The sequence below is a fragment of the Duganella phyllosphaerae genome (assembly GCF_001758785.1).
In the GTDB taxonomy this organism is placed as follows: Bacteria; Pseudomonadota; Gammaproteobacteria; order Burkholderiales; family Burkholderiaceae_D; genus Rugamonas; species Rugamonas phyllosphaerae.
The window spans coordinates 86,292-101,804 of sequence record NZ_LROM01000156.1 but is presented as its reverse complement, the minus strand read 5'-3'; the positions used below and the strand labels follow the sequence as shown (position 1 = coordinate 101,804).

At 64.4% G+C, this 15,513-nt stretch carries 8 protein-coding genes and 2 pseudogenes; 1 reads left to right on the top strand and 9 read right to left on the bottom strand.

The annotated features are described in order from the left end of the window. Positions 1-398 precede the first annotated feature (398 nt). The 9 genes and pseudogenes from DUPY_RS26870 to DUPY_RS26835 form a co-directional block, all read right to left on the bottom strand. On the bottom strand, positions 399-1,541 hold the full coding sequence (locus DUPY_RS26870) for a sugar ABC transporter permease (protein WP_070252342.1): 1,143 nt from the start codon (positions 1,539-1,541) through the stop codon (positions 399-401). Positions 1,542-1,570: 29 nt separating this feature from the next. Further along, entirely contained in the window at positions 1,571-3,091 is a 1,521-nt protein-coding gene (xylG, locus tag DUPY_RS26865) for a D-xylose ABC transporter ATP-binding protein (protein ID WP_070252340.1), read from the bottom strand. A 96-nt stretch (positions 3,092-3,187) separates the two neighbouring features. Beyond that, positions 3,188-4,192: a D-xylose ABC transporter substrate-binding protein gene (gene xylF, locus DUPY_RS26860; RefSeq protein WP_070252339.1), complete on the bottom strand. Its 1,005-nt coding sequence runs from the start codon at positions 4,190-4,192 to the stop codon at positions 3,188-3,190. A gap of 56 nt (positions 4,193-4,248) precedes the next feature. Beyond that, entirely contained in the window at positions 4,249-6,039 is a 1,791-nt protein-coding gene (locus DUPY_RS26855; RefSeq protein WP_070252369.1) for an IlvD/Edd family dehydratase, read from the bottom strand. Between the two features lie 56 nt (positions 6,040-6,095). Further along, positions 6,096-6,836 (bottom strand): annotated as a pseudogene (xylB, locus tag DUPY_RS28580) (D-xylose 1-dehydrogenase); the annotation flags it as partial. 81 nt (positions 6,837-6,917) lie between these two features. Then, positions 6,918-8,030, bottom strand: a pseudogene (locus DUPY_RS28575) (fumarylacetoacetate hydrolase family protein); the annotation flags it as partial. A 119-nt stretch (positions 8,031-8,149) separates the two neighbouring features. Next, positions 8,150-9,361: a XylR family transcriptional regulator gene (locus DUPY_RS26845; protein ID WP_070252335.1), complete on the bottom strand. Its 1,212-nt coding sequence runs from the start codon at positions 9,359-9,361 to the stop codon at positions 8,150-8,152. 161 nt (positions 9,362-9,522) lie between these two features. Continuing rightward, positions 9,523-12,960 (bottom strand): GDSL-type esterase/lipase family protein, encoded by a 3,438-nt coding sequence (locus DUPY_RS26840; protein WP_070252334.1) that lies wholly within the window; start codon positions 12,958-12,960, stop codon positions 9,523-9,525. Positions 12,961-13,089: 129 nt separating this feature from the next. Next, positions 13,090-13,527: a hypothetical protein gene (locus DUPY_RS26835; protein ID WP_070252332.1), complete on the bottom strand. Its 438-nt coding sequence runs from the start codon at positions 13,525-13,527 to the stop codon at positions 13,090-13,092. Positions 13,528-13,747: 220 nt separating this feature from the next. Between DUPY_RS26835 and DUPY_RS26830 the strand changes: the two genes are divergently transcribed. After that, positions 13,748-15,334, top strand: a complete 1,587-nt coding sequence (locus DUPY_RS26830) for a GH39 family glycosyl hydrolase (RefSeq protein WP_070252331.1) — start codon at positions 13,748-13,750, stop codon at positions 15,332-15,334. Positions 15,335-15,513: the final 179 nt, after the last annotated feature.

The window sequence follows — 15,513 nt, the reverse complement described above, 5'->3', positions numbered from 1 at the left end:
AGGTTATTTGGTTCGATCAAGGCTCTGCGGCCTGGTTGATGCTGCTCCGGTGCTGCTCTACAACTGATTAGGTATCGCTGCGCTACGTGTGAAATCGTTTGCAAAGCGGCGCGCAACGGCGCCGGCGCTGGGCAGCGCGGCAGGCTCGATCGTCGTCATTGGGTGTGTCTCGCTCGTCGTTATTTTTTATCGTCTAGTGACTCGGGCTGGGGAGGCCGCGGACCTGACGAATCTATACGAAGATTCTGCAAGTTACCGAATCGTGCGGCAATTGCGAAAATCACCAAGCGGGCGAATGATAATCAGCAAGCGTCGCTTACTTCCGACAACTGCAATGCAAACGGCCCGCTGTTGCGGGCCGTCTACTAAACACGGGGCTTATTTAGTGGACAAATGAATTATCTGCGTGCTGAACGTGTGGCCACGTCCACCCACACGGCCAGGGTCAGGATCGCGCCCTTGACGATCATTTGCCAGTAGCTGTCCACGTCCAGCATCGACATGCCGTTGTCCAGGCTGGCCATCACCAGCGCCCCGATCAGGGCGCCGTACACGGTGCCCGAGCCGCCGCGCATCGACGTGCCGCCGATGAAGCAGGCGGCGATCGCATCGAGTTCGCCCGAGGTGCCGGCCGACGGCGAACCAGCGGCCAGGCGCGCGGTGTTGATCAGGCCAGCGAGCGCGCACATCACGCCCATCAAGCCGAAGATCCACAGCTTGACGGCTTGTACATTCACGCCCGACAGGCGCGTGGCCTCCATATTGCTGCCCACCGCGTAGATCCGGCGACCGAACACGGTCTGGGTGGCGACGTAGCTGAAGATGCCCAGCAGCGCCAGCAGCAGCAACACCGGCAGCGGAATGCCCTCGTAGCTGTTCAAGGTGCGCACGAACGCGAACAGCACGGCGCCAATGGCGGCCAGGCGCAGCGCGTCCTGCCACACCGGGTGCACCGGCAGGCCATGGCGCGCCAGGCTGGCGCGCTGGCGCAGCGTCAGCACGGCCGCCAGCACGAACAGCGCCACGCCCAGCACCACGCCCATCTGCGGCGACAGGTAGCCCTGGCCCAGGTTCACCAGCGGATCGGACACCGGCGCGATGGTGGAGCCGCCGGTCACGCCGAGCACGATGCCGCGATAGGCCAGCATGCCGCCCAGGCCCACGATAAACGACGGTATGCCCTTGTAGGCAGTGAGGTAGCCGTTGAAGAGGCCCAGCACCAGGCCGCACGCCAGCACCACCGCGATGGTGGCCGGCAGCGGCATGCCGTGCGTGACGTCCAGGACTGCGGCGATCCCGCCCAGCAGGCCAAGCAGCGAGCCGACCGACAGATCGATCTCGCCGGCGATGATCACGAACGCCATGCCGCAGGCGACGATGCCGGTCACCGCCATCTGGCGCATCAGGTTCGACAGGTTGCGCGGCGAGGTAAAGCCGCCCTCGGTCTTCCAGCTGAAGAAGGCCCAGATGATGGCAATTGCAATGAGCAGCGCCAGGATTTTGTACTGCGTGAACAGTTGTTTGAGATTGGTAGTTTGCATGGGTTCTTTGTACTCTGTGTTCAGTGCGTTCAGTGCGTGAGCGCGGCGGCCAGCACGGTTTCCTGGCTCAGGTTGTCGTTGACGAAGTCGCCGCGCAGCTTCCCTTCTCCCATCACCAGCACGCGATCGGACACGCCCAGCACTTCGGCCAGTTCCGACGACACCATGATGATGGACATGCCCTGCGCCGCCAGTTCCAGCATCAGCTTGTAGATTTCGAACTTGGCGCCCACGTCCACCCCGCGCGTCGGCTCGTCGAGGATCAGCACCTTCGGTTTAGTGAGCAGCATCTTGGACAGCACCGCCTTTTGCTGGTTGCCGCCCGAGAGCGACGTGATCGACAGGAACGGGCTGGCCGTCTTCAGTCCCAGCCGGGCGATTTCCTCGCTCACCACTGCCAGTTCGGCCTCGCGGTCGATGCGGGTGAAGCGCGCAAAGCGGCCCAGCACCGACAAGGTGATGTTCTGGCCCACGTCCATATCGCGCACGATGCCATGGTGCTTGCGGTCTTCCGGCACCAGCGCCAGCCCGCAGCGGATCGCCTTGAGCGGCGTGCGACTGTCGATGCGCTGGCCTTCCAGCCACACCTCCGCTTCGCAGCGGCCCGGGTAGGCGCCGAACAGCGCGGTTACCAGCTCGGTGCGGCCCGCTCCCACCAGGCCGGCGATGCCGAGGATCTCGCCGCGACGCAGCGAGAACGAGACGTTGTCGACCTTCTTGCGTTCGGGCCGATCGAGGTCGTAGCAGGTGACGTTGCGCGCCTCGAACACCACTTCGCCGGGCGTGCGTTCGAGCGTCGGATACATCTGGCTCATTTCGCGGCCCACCATCTGGGCGATGATCTGGTTGACGTCCATGCGGTCCATCGGCGTGGTGGCGATGTGCTTGCCGTCGCGGATCACCACGATGGTGTCGCAGATCGCTTCCACTTCGTCGAGCTTGTGCGAGATGTACACGCACGCCACGCCCTTGGCTTTCAGGCCGCGCACGATGTCGAGCAGCACCTTGATTTCGTTGGCGGTGAGCGACGACGACGGCTCGTCGAGGATCAGCACGCGGGCGTTCTTGTTGAGCGCCTTGGCGATCTCGATCAGTTGCTGGTGGCCGCCGCCATAGGTGGAGACCGGCAGCACCACGTTGACGTCGCGCAGATTGAGTTCCTTGAGCAGCGCTTCGGCGCGCTGGTTCATGGCGGGATAATCCATGCGTCCGCCGGGCAGCGTGATCTCGTTGCCGAGGAAGAGGTTTTCGGTCACCGACAGCTCGGGCACCAGCATCAGTTCCTGGTGGATGATGACGATGCCGGCGGCCTCGCTTTCGCGGATCGACTGCGCTTCGAGCGGTTTGCCGTCCATCAGGATCTGGCCGTCCCAGGTGCCATGCGGGTACACGGCGGACAGCACTTTCATCAGCGTCGATTTGCCGGCGCCGTTCTCGCCGCACAAGCCGATGCACTCGCCTGCCTTCAAGGTCAGGTCGATGCCGTCGAGCGCGGGGACACCGCCAAATTTTTTGGCGATGCCCTTCATTTCTAGCAAATAGCCGGACATACAAAGTTCTCGCAGAGGTGGTGATGGGAAGGCATGCGGCGCATGCCCTCCGGGCGCAGGCAGCGCCCTGTGGTTGCTACAGGTAGTGAATGCGGCTTACTTGGCGGCCAGCTGGGCCTTGGTGTAGAAGCCGTCGGTGACGACCGTATCCACGTTGGCTTTGGTCAGCAGCGTTGGTTCCAGCAAACGGGTATCGACCTGCTTGAAGCCGTTGTTGATCTTGGTGTTGAAGGCCGGCTTCTCGCCGCGCACCAGCTGGATCGACAGGTTGGCCGCCTCGGTGGCGATCAATTTCAACGGCTTGTAGACGGTCATGGTCTGGGTACCGGCGATCACGCGGCGCACGCCGGCCAGATCGGCATCCTGGCCCGATACTGCCACCTTGCCGTCGAGCTTTTGCGAGGCCAGCGCCTGCACCGCGCCGCCGGCGGTGGCGTCGTTGGACGCAACCACGGCATCGAGCTTGTTGCCGTTGGCGGTGAGCGCATTTTCGATGATCGACATCGCCTCGGACGGGCTCCAGTCCTTGACCCACTGCTTGCCGATGACCTTGATGTCGCCCTTGTCGATCAGCGGCTGCAGCACGGCCAACTGGCCTTCGCGCAGCATCTTGGCGTTGTTGTCGGTCGGCGCGCCACCGAGCAGGTAGTAGTTACCCTTCGGTTTGACCGCCAGCACGCCCTTCGCTTGCAGCTCGCCGACCTTCTTGTTGTCGAACGAGATGTAGGCGTCGACATCGGCGTTGAGGATCAGGCGGTCGTACGACACCACCTTGATCTTGGCTTTTTTCGCTTCGCGGATGGCGTTGTTGAGCACCGTGGCGTTGTACGGCACGATCACCAGCACATCGACACCGCGCGAGATCAGGTTCTCGATCTGGGCGATCTGGCGCTGTTCGCTGGCGTCGGCCGATTGCACGAACACCTTGGCGCCCTGCTTCTCGGCGGCGGCGACGAAGTAGTCGCGGTCGCGAGCCCAGCGCTCGAGGCGCAGGTCGTCGATCGAGAAGCCGATTTTAGGATTCTTGGCGTCGGCCATGGCGTTGCCGCCTGCGCACACCAGCATGACCGCGACAGCGGCGGAAGTAAGCAGTTTTTTCATTGTTTCGTCTCCTGTGAATTTTCGGTAAGTGCCGGGTCTCCGCCCGGCTGAATTACTTAATGGTTATGGCGCGGCAGCGTATCGGCCACCGCCCGGTATGGTACGGCCAGTTCCATCACCGCGCCATGCTCCATCTGGCCTACCGTGCTGCGGTAGATTTCCTGCCACGGCGTCTGGCTGGCCGGATAGGCTGGAATCGGTCCTTTCTTGCGCTCTTCCCATTCCGCTTCCGGCACCAGCGCATCGCACTGGCCGGCGTTCAGATCGACGCGAATGCGGTCGCCGGTGCGCAGCCATGCCAGGCCGCCGCCTACCGCGCTCTCGGGCGAAGCGTTCAGGATCGACGGACTGTCCGAGGTGCCGGACTGGCGACCGTCGCCCAGCGTGGGCAACCAGTTGATGCCGCGCTTGACCAGCGCATCGGGCGGCTGCATGTTGACCACTTCGGCCGAACCGGGCCAGCCCACCGGGCCGGCGCCACGGATGACCAGGATGCAGTCTTCGTCGATGGCCAAGGATGGATCGTTGATGCGGGCGTGGTAGTCGCCGGAACCGTCGAACACGATGGCGCGGCATTCGAACACGTTTTCGCGGCCAGGCTCGCTCAGGTAGCGCGCGCGGAAGGCTTCCGAAATCACGGACGTCTTCATGATGGCGAAGTCGAACAGGTTGCCCTTCAAGACGAAGAAGCCGGCGTCGGTTTTCAGCGGCGCGTTGAACGGATAGATCACTTCGCGGTCCACGGTTTCGCGGCCAGCGAGGTTTTCGCGCATGGTGCGGCCGGTGACGGTGGCGCGGTCCGAGCGCAGCATGCCCTGCTGCTCCAGTTCCCACATCACGGCCGGCACGCCGCCGGCCCGGTGGAAACGCTCGCCGAGGAATTTACCGGCTGGCTGCATATTGAGCAGCAGCGGTACTTCGTGGCCGTATTCCATCCAGTCGCTCGATTTGAGTTCCACGCCCGCGTGGCGCGCCATGGCCACGATGTGCTGCTGGGCGTTGGTGGAGCCGCCGATCGCCGCATTGGTGACGATGGCGTCGAGGAAGGCGTCGCGCGTGAGGATGCTCGACGGCTTGATGTCGCGCTTGGCCATCTCCACGATGCGGCGGCCGGTCTCGTAGGCCATCTGGCCGCGCTCGCGGTACGGCGCGGGAATGGCCGAGCAGCCGGTCAGCGACAGGCCCAGCGCTTCGGCAATCGCGTTCATGGTCGATGCCGTGCCCATGGTGTTGCAGTGGCCGGCCGACGGCGCCGAAGCCGCCGCGATCTGCAGGAATTTTTCGTTGTCGATGGTGCCGGCAGCGAGCTGACGGCGGCCCTTCCAGATCGCCGCGCCCGAACCTGCCAGTTCGCCCTCGAACCAGCCGTCGAGCATCGGCCCGCCGGACAGCACGATGGCGGGAATATCGACGGTCGATGCGGCCATCACCTGTGCCGGCGTGGTCTTGTCGCAGCCGGTGGTCAGCACCACGGCATCGATCGGGTAACCATGCAGGATTTCGACCAGGCCAAGATAGGCCAGGTTGCGGTCGATGGCGGCTGTCGGGCGGCGGCAGTTTTCGAAGATCGGATGGAGCGGAAACTCCATGGCGATGCCGCCGGCGTCACGGATGCCGTCGCGCACGCGCTTGGCCAGTTCCAGGTGGATGCGGTTGCACGGGCTGATGTCGCTGCCGCTCTGGGCGATGCCGATGATCGGGCGGCCCGAGCGCAGTTCTTCCGGCGTGATGCCGTAGTTCATGAAGCGCTCGAGGTACAGCGCGGTCATGTCGATATGATCGGGATTGTCGAACCAGTCCTGCGAGCGGTAGCGGCGCGGCGCTTCGCCCACGGTCCGCTGGCTCATGTCGTTCATGTCATTCAGGTCGCTCATTTGATTGCTAGTCTGATTGCTCATCGTGTTCAGGCTCCGTACCAGCCGGCATCGACATAGTAATCGCGGCCGCTGCAACGGCGCGCACTGTCGGACGCCAGGAACAACGCCAGCGCTGCCACGTCATCGACTTCCACGCGCGCCTTCAGGCATTGGCCGGCCAGGATACGCGCTTCCTCTTCCGGCGTGTGCCACAGCGCTTCCTGGCGCGGCGTACGCACGCCGCCGGGCACGATGCAGTTCACGCGCACATTGTGCTGGCCCAGGTCGCGGGCCAGGCCGCGCGTCATGCCTTCGATGGCCGCCTTGGCGGTCATGTACAGCGTCAGGTCCGGCAGCGCCAGGTGCCACGAGATCGAACCGAAGTTCAGGATCACGCCATCGCCCTGCGCCTGCATGCCCGGCGCCACGGCCTGGGCGCAGAAGTACTGGTGGCGCAGGTTGACGGCCATGCGGTTTTCCCAGTACTGCGGGGTGACTTCGGCGAGCGAATGACGATCGTCGTTGGCGGCGTTGTTGATCAGGACATCGACCGGGCCGATGTCGGCGAATACTTTCGCCACGGTGGCGAGGTTGGTCAGGTCGCACGGCACGAACAGGGGCGGCACGGCCAGGCCGGCCAGCTTGACCTGCAACGCCTGCGAATCGGCTTCCGCGATGTCGAGGAAGTGCACGCGCGCACCCTGGCGGGCGAATGCCTCGACCATGCCGGCGCCGATGCCGCTGCCGCCACCGGTGACGACCACGCGCTTGCCGGCCAGGCTCGGGTAGATCGGCTGCTCGAAGGTGGTACCTGGCTTCGGTTGCGCTGCGCTTGGCGTGACAACTTCGGTACCACGGGCCCGGTTCAGCAGCGCACGGGTGCCGTAGGTCCACGGCGTGATCTGGTCGCTGCGCTGCACGGTGTTGACCAGCGCGCCCAGCGACGGCGTGGCGATGGTCACACGGTCGCCCAGGTGGTGGGTAAAGCCGCCACCGGCCGCATCGCGGTCCTTGATCGGCGAGAACATCGTCCCCAGGAACAGCATGAAGCCGTCCGGGTACTGGTGGTGCGGGCCGCAGGTCTGGGCGACCAGGTCGAGCGGATCGCGGCTGATTTCGCGCATGCGGCTGCTGCCTTCGAGGCGGAAGTCGTCGTCCTGTCCTTCGATCAGCATCCGCACTTCGGCGTTGCGCACGGTGTCGATGGTGAAGTGTTCGTCGAACAAACGGATGAACGGGCCGATCGCGCACGAGCCGTTGTTGTCCTTGGCCTTGCCCAGCAACAGGGCGCTGCGGCCCTCGATGTCGCGCAGGTTGACGTCGTTGCCGAGCGTGGCGCCGCGCACCTGGGCGCGGCTGTTGACCGCCAAAACGATTTCCGGCTCGGGGTTGTTCCATTTCGAATCCGGGTGCAGGCCGACGTCGGCGCCGCTGGCAACTGAGGCCATCGGCTGCGACTTGGAGAACACTTCGGCATCCTTGCCGATGCCGACTTCCATATATTGCGACCAGATGCCGCGCGCGATCAGGCTTTCCTTGAGCTTTTGGGCTTCGTCGGAGCCGGGGCGGATCGCCGACAGGTCGGAACCGATGATGGTCTGGATCTCGGCGCGCAGTTCGGCGGCGCGGGCAGGCACGCCCTTGGCCTGCTCTTCGATCACGCGCTCGAGCAGGCTCACGGCAAAGGTCACGCCGCAGGCCTTGACGGCCTGCAGGTCGCAGGGGGCCAGCAGTTTGGGGGTATCGTCATCGGCGTTGCGGGCCATCGCATCGGCCAGCAGCTGCTGCACCGGGCCAAGCGAGGCGCCCGGCGCGCTGCGCGCAATCTCGAGGGCGTCGTCGCGCTCGAGCAAATCGGACATGGTGGGGGCATGGGCCGAGATGTCGAACACCTCGCCGTTGCGTACCGCGACCACGCAGGGGCCATCTTTACACCACACGCGGCCTACCATCACTGCCCGGCTCAAGTCGTCCGGCAGCATTGCTTTAATATTATTTTCCAAGGTCTCTCTCTCTCCAGGCATGCAGGCAAACTGCGAGAGGATTTTGACCCGATTCCCCGGGGGCGGCAATTATGAAACTCACCAAGCGCGGTCATGATTTACGCGCAGGCTTGCTCCCGGCCCGCCTTGGCCTGATCCTTGGCTTGATCCTTCGCCTTATCTTGGTAAGCGCGCGGCGTACACCCGAGCTCCCGCTTGAACACCGCGTGCATGTACTGCACCGACGTGAAGCCGCAGCTGAGCGCCACGTCCGAGATGGTGCGGTCGCCCTGCGCCAGCATCTCGGTGGCCGCATCGAGCTTGAAGCGCAGGATCACGTCGTGCACGCTGCAATCGAGCTCCTGGCGGAAGTACGACTCCAGCGACGAGCGCGAAATGCCCACGTATTCGGCCACCTGGTGGGTCTTGATGCCCTGGCACGCGTATTGGCGGATGAAGTGCCGGGCGCGCATCACGTGCGGGTGCTTGGCCGCTTCGTGGCGGGTGGACGTCTGGATATTGATGCCGATTGGCGGCACCAGCACGCGCGTGCCTTGCAGGCGGGCGCCGTGCAGCATCTGGTCGAGCAACTGGGCGGCGGTGCGGCCCATCTCCTGCGCGCCCTGGATCACGGAACTCAGTGGTATGCGGGTGAGCATGCGCGCCAGCGGGTCGTTGTCGATGCCGATCAGGGCCACCTGTTCCGGCACCTCGATGCCGGCGATGATACAGGCCTGCATCAGCTGGCGCGCGCGGGCGTCGGTCACGGCGATGATGCCGACCGGCTTGGGCAGGCTGTGCAGCCACTGGATCTGCTGCTCCACCGCTTCGTCCCAGGCGGCGGCACTGGTGCCGAGGCCGCGATACACCTGCGCCTCCATCTTGTCTTCGGCCATCAGGGTGCGGAACGCCTTTTCGCGCTCCTGGGCCCAGCGGTTTTCCTGCGCCTCCGGCAGGCTGAACATGGCGAAATTACGCAGTCCGGCCTCGATCAGGTGGTCGCGCGCCAGCTTGATCAATTTGAAATTGTCGGTGGCCACGTAGGGTACGCCGTCGGGATAGCTGCTGTCGTCGGCATACGAGCCGCCCACGGCCACGACCGGGATACGGCTGCGCGACAGGGCTGCCGCCACGGCAGGGTCGTCGAAGTCGGCAATGATGCCGTCGCCGTGCCAGCTCTCCAGGCCCGACAGGCGCAGGCGAAAATCCTCTTCCAGGAACAAATCCCAGGCGGCACGGGTACTGCCGAGGTAAGCGGCGACGCCCGCGATGATCTCGCGGTCGAAAATCTTGTTTGCGTTAAATAACAGTGCGATACGATGAGACTTCATCTGCATCTTCAACCACCTCTATCGGGACGACACAATCCAGCACGCCAGATTTTTGGCGCGACGAGTATTGTGACATGGTTCCGTCACGAACTGAGGAATTCAGGCGAAATCTTGTTACTTTTAGTACTTTTGTTACTTTGCACAAGCGCCTGGTGCAGGAGTCAGTTGGCTGGGGGCGGTTCTCCCTCGGCTAAAGGCCGGCCGAAGACGATGCCCCGGCCGGCAGTGCTCATGTAGACCACGCCGAAGGTATTGGCGTCGCCAATGACGAACTGGGCGTCGCCCGGGCCGCCGTACTGGTGCTGGTCGTCGTTGATGCGCAGCCAGGTCGCGCCGGTGTCGGTCGAGCGGAACACGCCGCGCACCCCGCCCACCGTGCCCCAGATGTACACCGTGGGATAGCTGGCGCCCGGCGCCGCCTTGCCGAATCCGACTGCGGCCGCGTAGCTCACGCCGGGCAGGCTGGCAAAGGAAACGCCGGCGTCGGTGGTGCGCGCCAGGCCGCCATCGTACAGCGGCACCCAGACGTCACCCGAGCGTCCCGGCGCCGCGCGCACCACGGCCCGCGCTTGCGTAGCCGATGCCAGCGTGGCAGCCGGTGCAAACGAGGCGCCGCCGTCGCGGCTGACCAGGAAGCTGGCGCCCCGCACCGCGTAAAATCTTTTGGCATCGATTGGATCGGCCACCGGCCGCGCGCCATTCAGGCCTGCGACCGGCAACCAGCTGTCGCCGCCGTCGCGGCTGTAGTAGCTGGTGGCGGATTTTTCCGGGCTGTGGACGATGGTGGCGCCGTCGCTGCCCAGCGCCAGCTGGCCCTTTTCACCATGCAGTCTGGCGGTCTTTGTCCACGTCACGCCCATGTCGCGCGAGACGTACATGGCGCTGCCCACGCGCGCCACCACGTTGGGGTTTTGCGCCGCAAAGTCCAGCCCCCAGGTGGTGCCCATGCTCGGCGTATGGATCGGCGAATACTGCGTAACGTCGCTGTGGCGGAAGCCGTCGTAGTCGCCGATGGCCGAAATCACCGGCCCGCCAGGGATGCTGACCAGGTTGAGCGGTACCGACTCCTCGATACCATCATCGTCGAACTTCCAGACCGCGGGACTGGCGTGAATATCGGTGGACTTGAACAGGCCATTGCCCGAGACGACCATCACCGAGCGCGCATCGAACGGATCGAACTCGATGCTGGCCGCCCAGTGCATGAAGCTGCCGCCGATCCAGCTCACGCCGTTCGGGTCGATTTTCACGCCCTGGTCGACGATGCTCTTCCAGTTGTTGCCGCCGTCGAGCGTCTCGAAGTACTGGTCGCCCATGCGGCCCTTGGAGTAGCGGTAGTAATTGATGGTCGTGACGATCATGCGCCGGGGATTGCCTGGATCGACCGTGATGCCGGCATAGGCGCGGTTGAGCGGCGGCGAGATGTCGCGCCAGGTGCCGGCGGCGATATCGTAGCGCCACACGCCGCCCTCTTCCAGCCCCTCGCCCTTGGCGACGTCGCCCCACGGACCGGCGCCCTTGGCAAACGTGACCACCAGGGCGCCATCGGCCAGCACCGCGCGGTGCGGCATCAGGTGCGCCGGGCCACCCGCCATGGCCTGGAAGGTGCGTCCGGCGTCGTTGGAGACGTACATGTTCGGACCGTTCTTGCCGAAGCGCGAGACGCCGGCGAACAGGCGCTGGGTGGCCCCGTCTTTTTTGCTGGCCGGCTTAGCGGACGAGTCGAGCACCACGAAGCTCACGCCATTGTTGTTGGGCGGCGTGGTGGTCACGTCCAGGCCGGGCAGGTGCTGCCACGTCAAGCCCTCATCGACGCTCTTGAACATGCCGTTGGCGCGGGTACCGATGTAGAGGATTTTGCCGTTGGCCGGATCGACCTGCAGCTTTTCGCCGTTACCGCGCCCCATGCCGTTGCCGTGGATCTTGAACTGGCTGGTGACGTCGATTTTTTTGAAGGTATTGCCGTAGTCGTCGGACTTGAGGATGGCGCTGGCGCCGCCGTTCAGGTACTCGACGCCGGTGGACAGATACAGCTTGTTGGGCGCGGCAGGATCGGTGGCGATCGACTCCACGCCGAGGATGCCGGTTTCCTGGTCCGACACCCAGTCCGTCAGCGCCACCCAGCGGCCGTTGGCGGTGTCGCGGCGGTAGGCGCCGCCAACGTCAGTGCGCAGGTAGATCAGGTCTTTTCGGGTTTTGCTGGGGATGATGCCGGAGATGAAGCCGCTGCCGCCGATGGCGACCGGGCGCCAGGCGTAGCTGGATCCGGCGCCAGGAGCCGCATTGGGGCTGGCGCCTTGCCCGCCCAGCAGCCTGTCGAGCGTGGGCGCCATTTCCCGCGCCCAGATCTCGTAACCGTTCTGGTTCGGGTGCAGCAAGTCGGGCATGATGTCTTTCGACAGCGCGCCATCGGGCTGTAAGAAAGACCGGCCGATATCGAGGTAGAACACGTGGCGGTTGTCGGCAAAGCCGGCGATGATGGCGTTGACCTGGTCGTTCAGCCGCCGCGCCGGATCGTCGGCAGTGGCGCCGCGCGGGAAGATCGCCAGCAGCAGGATCCTGGTGTCCGGCAGGCGTTGGCGCAGTTCCTCGATATTGCGCCTGATGCCGGCCGCCGTGGTCACCGGATTTTCCTTGCGGTGGCCGGTGTTGTTGGTGCCGAACATGAGCACCGCCACTTTGGGCGCGATGGCATCGACTTCGCCGTGCTGCAGGCGCCACAAGACGTTTTCGGTGCGGTCGCCGCCGAAGCCCAGCGCCAGCGCATCGAGTCGCTTGTAGTACTGCTGGAAGACCGGCGCGCCGCTCTTTTCCCAGCCCTCGGTGATCGAGTCGCCGATGAACACTACCTGCGCCTTCTTGCCCAGCGCGGCGGCCTCCTTGAGCTTTTGCTCATGGCGGCCAGTCCACCACCCGACCGACCACGACTCGTTGAGTTTATCGGGCGTGACCGACGCGGTGCGGTAGTCGGGGCACGCCATGGTGGGCCTGCCCTTGCGCAGCAAGCGCACGTTGGCGATCGCCACCTTGCCGGCGCCAGTGGCCTCCAGCGCGAACGGCAGCTTCACAGCGCTGAAATCGGCGCCATCGCGCACAAAGCAGCTCAGTGCATACGACAGCTTTTGCCAGCCCTTGCCCTGCGCCGCGCGCGCTGGCACCACGTACGACACGGCGCGTTCGCACTGGTCGCCGCAACCGACCTTGAAGGCCAGGCCGCCGTTGGCCAGTTCATCGACCTTCACATCCAGCGCCAGCACACCGCTTGCCATATACGGCCGGAGATCGAGCGGTTGGCCGCCGTCGACACGCAGCGCCGCGTACCAGGCGTTTTTCCATTGCAGCGACAGCTCCTTGCCGGTGCGGGTAGCGATGACCTGGCGCGTGGGCGTGCCGGGCGGCGGCGTGACCGAGGCGGTGGCGCCAGCGAGCACGGTGCTCGATTCGGAATCGGCGACAGTGACGTGGAAGCCGGCCGGCGGCGCGCCGTTGTAGAGCGTCAGTTGGCGGGCGACGGCAGCAAAGCCAGGGGTGGCGCAGGCGAACGCGCATGCCAGCGCGGTCGCAGCCAAGGCACGCGCGCGGCGGGGGGAATACGTCATCGATTGTCTCGCTGGGTTTTATTTTGCGTTCATTCTGCAAGCAGCAAACAGCTGCTGCAATTGCGAAATTCACCAAGCGGACGAATGATATTGGCCGCGCCGCGTATCACGCGAGGCGGCCATGAAAGTTCAAGGGTTGATCGAAGCGATCACCAGCACGTCCGATGGATCGTTGCGGCCATTGGTGGCCAAGGTGAACGCCGCCACGCCGGCCGGTCCCGCACCGCCGCTGCCGGAGAGCAGGTTGAAGTCGCCCGCGCCGCCCTGCGCGTCGGGTGTGCCGTAGGCCAGGGCGCCGCCGCTGCCGGTCTGGCCGATCAGCGGCTGGCTGAAGTCGAGCGGGAAGCTGGCGTAAAACTGCACGGCATTGAAGTCGTCCTTGCCGAAGGTGCCGTTGCCGGCGCGGGCGCCCTGCACCGTCACGGTCAGATCCTGGACCTGGGCGATGGGGATGGTGTTGCCAGGGGCGGTGGTCACCAGGTCGGTGTCGAGCGTGATGACGGCGGTGGCGCTGCCAACGCTGCCGATGCCGGCGGTCCAGGTGGCGGTGAGCGTGCGGATGGCCATGGTAGTCCTTTCTTGAGACGCGCCGGGTGGCGAAGACTTATCAATATAGTATTTTCACCGTGGCTTGTAAATGCAGATTCGATACGAATTCTGCGAAGCTGCCGACATCATTTGGCGAATTTCGTAAGCGCGAAAACGCATTTTCAATGTTGCAGCTGGCAGGCGTCTCTTTCAGAATGGTGCACCCCATGGACATGGTGCTACCAATGGAGAGAGACAAATGCAAACCAAGAAAATCGCACAGCTGATAGGTCAACTATCGCTGACCGCCGCCACCATGCTGGCGCCGGCCTGCGCCACCGCCCAGGACCGCGTCATCGACGTCAACGTCAGCCAGGTCGCTGGCCCGCTGCCGGCCACCTTCAATTTTGCTGTGGGCGCCGGCCGCGCCAACGAGGGCCTGCGCGCCGACTGGCAGCAGCAGCTCGCCGAGATCAAGCGCGACGCCGGTTTCAAGTACATCCGCATGCACGGCCTGCTCAGCGACGACATGGCCGTGTACCACGTCGATGCGCAAGGCAAGGAGCACTACAACTTCCAGTACATCGACGCGCTGTACGACTACCTGCTGAGCATCAAGATCAAGCCGTTCGTGGAGCTGGGCTTCATGCCGTCGCAAATGGCCAGCGGCGACAAGACCATTTTCTGGTGGCGCGGGAATGTCACGCCGCCCAAGAACTACGAGGCGTGGGAGCGGCTGGTGAAAGCGCTCACCGCGCACTGGACCGAACGCTATGGCGCCGACGAAGTGGCCAGCTGGTACTTCGAAGTGTGGAACGAACCTAACCTGGACGGCTTCTGGGCCGGCACCCAGGACGATTACTTCAAGCTGTATGCGCACGCCGCGCGCGCCATCAAGAGCGTCGATGCGCGCTACCGCGTGGGCGGCCCCGCCACCGCCGGCGCCGCGTGGATCCCCGAGACCATCGCCTACGCCGACAAGAACCGCGTGCCGCTCGATTTCATCAGCACCCATACCTATGGCGTGAGCCAGGGCTTCCTCGACGAATTCGGCAAGAAAGGCACGGTGCTCAACAAGGATGATGGCGCGATCAGCGCCGACGTGCTGCGCAACCGCCGTGAAATCGGCGCGTCCGCCATGCCCACGCTGCCGCTGCACTACACCGAGTGGAGCTCGTCGTACACGCCGTCCGATCCGAGCCACGACAGCTACCACCAGGCCGCGTACATCCTGCAAAAACTCAAGCAGGTGGGCACTGCCGCGCAGTCGATGTCGTACTGGGTATTCACCGATATTTTCGAGGAAGCGGGACCGCGCTTCGAGGCGTTCCACGGCGGCTTCGGCCTGATGAACACCCAGGGCATCAAGAAACCCGCCTATTTCGCTTACCAGTTCCTCAACCAGCTGGCGCCCAATGAATTGAAAAACACTGACGCCCGCTCGTACGCCACCACCGACGGCCAGGGCAATGCGCAAGTGCTGCTGTGGGATTACACCCATACCCTGCCCGAGAAGATCAACAACCAGCAGTACTTCATCCAGGACTTGCCGGCCAGGGACAAGGGCACAGTGGCGGTCAAGGTCGCCGGCCTGAAACCGGGCGCGTACACGCTGACCGTCTCGCAAGTGGGCTACAAGCAGAACGACGCCTACACCGGTTTCATTGGCATGGGTTCGCCCAAGCAGCTGACTAGGCCGCAGGTGACGGCGCTGAAAGACATGGCCACCGGCAAGCCATCGGCGCAGAAAACGGTGCGGGTGGGCGCGGACGGGCGCTTCTCCACCAGCCTGCCGCTGCGTGAAAACGATGTGTATTTGCTCAACTTGCAGCAGGCGAAACGCTAGCGGCCTGAACACTCTCGCAATTACAACGCCTGGCAACCAGCCATCAGGATTTACTTGCCCTGGAACAATTAGTTAACTAGACTCGCAAGCATTGCTTAACTTCTGTTCCAGGCGCCCCATCCCGCGCCCGATCGACACACTCCCTTCCCCTCGCCCCCGGGATTTGACTCGCTTCAATA

Excerpts from the sequence above, each read along its gene's own strand:
- DUPY_RS26830 (WP_070252331.1), top strand. The coding sequence starts at position 13,748 with ATGCAAACCAAGAAAATCGCACAGCTGATAGGTCAACTATCGCTGACC.
- DUPY_RS26870 (WP_070252342.1), bottom strand. The coding sequence starts at position 1,541 with ATGCAAACTACCAATCTCAAACAACTGTTCACGCAGTACAAAATCCTG.
- DUPY_RS26855 (WP_070252369.1), bottom strand. The coding sequence starts at position 6,039 with ATGAGCCAGCGGACCGTGGGCGAAGCGCCGCGCCGCTACCGCTCGCAG.
- xylG (WP_070252340.1), bottom strand. The coding sequence starts at position 3,091 with ATGTCCGGCTATTTGCTAGAAATGAAGGGCATCGCCAAAAAATTTGGC.
- xylF (WP_070252339.1), bottom strand. The coding sequence starts at position 4,192 with ATGAAAAAACTGCTTACTTCCGCCGCTGTCGCGGTCATGCTGGTGTGC.
- DUPY_RS26840 (WP_070252334.1), bottom strand. The coding sequence starts at position 12,960 with ATGACGTATTCCCCCCGCCGCGCGCGTGCCTTGGCTGCGACCGCGCTG.
- DUPY_RS26835 (WP_070252332.1), bottom strand. The coding sequence starts at position 13,527 with ATGGCCATCCGCACGCTCACCGCCACCTGGACCGCCGGCATCGGCAGC.
- DUPY_RS26845 (WP_070252335.1), bottom strand. The coding sequence starts at position 9,361 with ATGAAGTCTCATCGTATCGCACTGTTATTTAACGCAAACAAGATTTTC.